Annotated in this window: 4 protein-coding genes; all 4 read right to left on the reverse strand. The window is 47.0% G+C overall.

All coding sequences use genetic code 11. From position 1 onward, the window contains the following. Positions 1 to 201 (reverse strand): transposase (locus GVK32_RS28345; protein WP_159874172.1); only part of this gene is annotated, 201 nt, incomplete at its 3' end. 20 nt (positions 202 to 221) lie between these two features. Next, positions 222 to 638, reverse strand: a complete 417-nt coding sequence (locus tag GVK32_RS28350; RefSeq protein ID WP_159874174.1) for a SymE family type I addiction module toxin — start codon at positions 636 to 638, stop codon at positions 222 to 224. A 496-nt stretch (positions 639 to 1,134) separates the two neighbouring features. Next, positions 1,135 to 2,118, reverse strand: coding sequence for an alpha/beta hydrolase (locus tag GVK32_RS28355; protein WP_159874176.1), 984 nt, complete (start codon positions 2,116 to 2,118; stop codon positions 1,135 to 1,137). 170 nt (positions 2,119 to 2,288) lie between these two features. After that, positions 2,289 to 3,347, reverse strand: a complete 1,059-nt coding sequence (locus tag GVK32_RS28360; protein WP_159874178.1) for an HNH endonuclease — start codon at positions 3,345 to 3,347, stop codon at positions 2,289 to 2,291. Between the last annotated feature and the right edge of the window lie 617 nt (positions 3,348 to 3,964).

The following is a 3,964-nucleotide window of genomic DNA, read 5'->3' on the forward strand; positions in this document are numbered from 1 at the left end:
CCGGGCATCGGCTGACCATTGGTCTGTGGTTTTGTCTGCACCCGGCACCGGTATTCCCTCTGCTTTCGCCTTGTTACGCCAGTTATAGAGGGTAGCTTCTGATATCCCTTCCATCTGTGCAACTGCGATGACGGTCATGTTGTAGGGCGGCAGTAATTTAGCCAGTGCGGCTGATTTACGTTCTGGTGAAATACGTTTCACGATCGGGTCCCATCTTGTCATTAGTATTTTCGATAGGGGTGCCATCTATCCTGACAGAGAGGGAACGTCTTGATCCACAAGTCCATTTTCTTCTTGCTGAAATGAGCCGCGCTTAACCCTTCGGCACAGCCGAACAGCTCCCGGCTGTTCTGGGCGGTGATCACAATGCAATCTGGCATCACTCTGATTTTTATCGGCATACCCGACGTAAATCCGGCCTGCGAAAGCCAGTCACCCTGGAGCGGGATATAGTCATGCCGCATACGGTCATAAAACTCCGTGCGGTCAAGCGGTAGTGGTGACTCCGGTGTGGATTTATTCTGCAAGTGCTTAACGGATTTTTTACGTTCCAGCTCGCAATTTTTACCACTCGTTTCTGATTCATCAGAATCTATTTTGGCAATAGCACTTTCTGGCTTAAAATTCTGCTCAGCCATATTCAACTCCTGTTTAGTTGTCTGTGGTTAGCGGTGTGGAAGTGCTGGTAACACTTTCATACCGCGCTCTTTAAAAATCTTCCTGTTTATTCCATCCTTCCGTTATGACAGGTGAGGATCTTATCTGGCTTTATTTATTGTACTGTACTGAATAAAAACACAGTATATATATCATGGACAATATTGATTATTGCGAAGGGGATTCAGGAAAGAATATAAAATCATGCAACGTTACATTATTAATAAGAGTACATGGTTCTTTTGCCACGGGTAGCTGCATTGAGGGTATCTATCCCATGCCTTTCGCAAGAACGGCGGACTGCTGAATGCCTCCTTCCGTCCCCAGGACACTGGGGCGAGTCAGAGTGCGGGCAGCAAGGTGAACGGTAACGCGAAAGGGCTGGTATGAGCGAAAAGCAGACGAATGCTTTAAAGCATGCTGAACTATTTAAAAGTAAATCTTTTTTTAGGCACGGCACCGGGAGCAGAGCAGTTGTTATTTTTCGACAGAATTTGGGTTGTGGATCAGGAAATGCTCAATCGAATCGATTAAACCGGGTGCTAAGGGTCTCGCTGGTTCAGCGTATGAAGCAATATTCACATTGCGATCGTCCGAAATCACCTCTTTCATAACATGGTTCATATTGGGCAGTATAACCAGGGACGCTTGGGGATTCGCTGCTTTAAGCAGTTTTGCATCCGTTTCTTCCACCTGGAGATCGCGTTGCCCTTGTAGCACTAACACGGGTTTGGAAATGGTCGAAATGAGCTGACATGGATTATATGAAAACGCATTGATCAAAAATCCCTGGACCGCAGGATTAAAGAGATTTTGCAGTGCTGGATGCATATTTGTAATATCGACCCGTCGCCGATGCTCCAGAGCATCAATTATCGGCAGTGCTTGCTTTAATAACATTTCGTTTTCAGGATTAGCTTTAAGTTGTCTCCTCAACACTTCGCCCATCGGCCTCCCTGGCGTTGCGATAAGAACCACGCCGCACACATCCTCTTCTTGAGCCGAGGCAAGTGCAACTACGCCTCCTTCGCTGTGCCCTAAAACCCAAATACAGGGGTTGTACATCTGACGTCTAAGCACTTTTACCCAGGATCGAACGTCGTCAACATAGTCAGCAATCGTCACCGCATTGGCATCCTCTACGGCCATTGCGCTAGCGAACATTCCACGTTTGTCGATACGAAGCGTTGCAAAGCCTTTTGCAGCCAAGCCTTCAGCAAGAAGTCGGTAAGGCGATGCATACACACCAAGCGGGTTGTTTCCATCTCGATCGGTCGGCCCTGAGCCAGGAACGATAAGAACAGCGGCTGTTGGTTTTGGTTTTGGGGTGAGTAACGTACCTTTCAAAGGACCTTTTGGCCCGGCGGCGTCCAGGACAGTTTCGGAAAAGGTTACCGGCACTGCCGCCAGACTCACCAATGGGCAAGCGCTCAAAATGGCAATGGAGTCAGTAATATTCATCGGTGATGTTCCTGTAAAACTCAGCGTGTCCGTCAATTTATATTATAAATATGACCCGCTCTCCATTGATTAATACATCAGCGGCATTAGCAACGTCTGCTAATGGCACGAAACGGACACGCTATCTGAACCAAAGGTCCGCTGCGAGCGAGATGCAGACAGTAGTAGCGTTAAGCACTTTCAACATAATTACGATTTTCAATCCAATATTGCCGATGATTTATCAGATGAGTTGTTAACGGCCAGTTTTGCTTATCTTTAGGTAACCTGAGATATCGGCCATCTAACTCTGCATATTCTGTCCCGGCCAACTGTTCTGATATCCTTATTTTCAACTCGGTATCAATCCAGAGCAAACCACGGTCAAATAGAGTATGGATATCTGTTTTCAGTAACAGGCCATGCTGAGCACGGGTATGCCAAGCTCCTGCGTAGGGGGTGATATGTGCAGCTTCAAGCAACACTTGGATTGAACAGCCCGTTACTGCGCATTTACCCTCATAAGCTTCAATGAGTTTTCGTCTAAATACTGGTTGCCCTTCTCGAATAATGACCTCACGTAGTGCTTTGAGGCGAAAGTCACCTTCATCTTCAGGCAATTCATTGAATAATTCATCTCTCACTTCAACTACCATCCGATCGCCTGGCCTTGGGGCGGCAATCTGAATTGGCGTCCTACCATCATCGCCAATGTCCCATATGCCGTGCAGCTCCTGCACATACTGTTCATACCGTGTATTTCGTAGGTTTCCGCTACGAAATAACAAGTCGTATGGGCTACCCAGGTCAGTCCGGGCGCTTTTCCGGCTACCAAGATATCGATATCGGGAGTTGCTATTAACGGTTAATGCATCCAGTTGAATACGAATCTCGCTCTCTTTCAGGGGGGCGTTGCTGTTACGGATCCACTGAACAATATTTTTAGCAGAAGCGGAATTTAGTTGTGTCACGGCATACCATACGCGGAGATATTGCGGATAATGCATTTCTTCAGGAATTATACCAGGAACATCAACAACATACGTTGAGAAATTATGATGGCGCATCCATTCTCCCCACTGGCGGGAATGGGTGCTAATACCTATACGATGAGGTTCGCGTTTGCCAATTTCATCATTGAATTCCTGTCGCGAGGGTGCTCGACCTAGTTTCTGATAAAGCTCATCACAGCAGTCCCACACAGCTCGTACTAACGGGCCCTGTGGGTATCCATCTTTGCTCTGGTTCAAAGTGTTCTCCGTCAACGAACATATCATGAGAATAGCAATATCCAATTCTGACACTAAATCCCCCGCATAGCATCAGGCGGTTATGAGCGAGGATCTGACATTGGTAATTGGATACCAGATATCTATGTCTCTTTTAAATGATTTATCACTTTGTCAATACGCTGCAATTATCGTTTTGAATACCCATTCCTTTCATCGACAGGTTAAGGCGTCATAGATGTCGTTAGACGCTTCTTTCCACGGTAATGCTACCTGCATCTGTGTGATGATTGTCTGCCCTCTTTCGGTGTATGTTCCCGGAGTGGCAATGGATTTAGCCGGTTCATCCAGTGAACTATCCTGGTGGTGCCCAGCATATTCGGCGCAGTCTCTGAGCGCTTCCAGTACCAGACGCCATCTGAATTTGCTAAGAAGTCTGTCGGTTGCCAGAATATGCGGCCAACATGAAGCCGGTTATTCCTGACTACGGCTGGATCATATTCGGGGTCGGCCCTCAGTGTCAGGATAGTTGTCACCCCCTTTGAAAATAAACTTGAGGGTGATGGAGTGACAAATGAAACGTATTTCCCCTGAACGAAAAACCGGAATACTGGCAAAAATGCTGCCGCCCTACAATA

The organism is Klebsiella sp. 18074, from assembly GCF_902705905.1.
Taxonomy (GTDB): domain Bacteria; phylum Pseudomonadota; class Gammaproteobacteria; order Enterobacterales; family Enterobacteriaceae; genus Klebsiella; species Klebsiella terrigena.

Bases quoted from the DNA above. Each gene is read 5' to 3' on its own strand.
- GVK32_RS28350 (WP_159874174.1), bottom strand. From the start codon at position 638: ATGGCTGAGCAGAATTTTAAGCCAGAAAGTGCTATTGCCAAAATAGAT.
- GVK32_RS28355 (WP_159874176.1), bottom strand. From the start codon at position 2,118: ATGAATATTACTGACTCCATTGCCATTTTGAGCGCTTGCCCATTGGTG.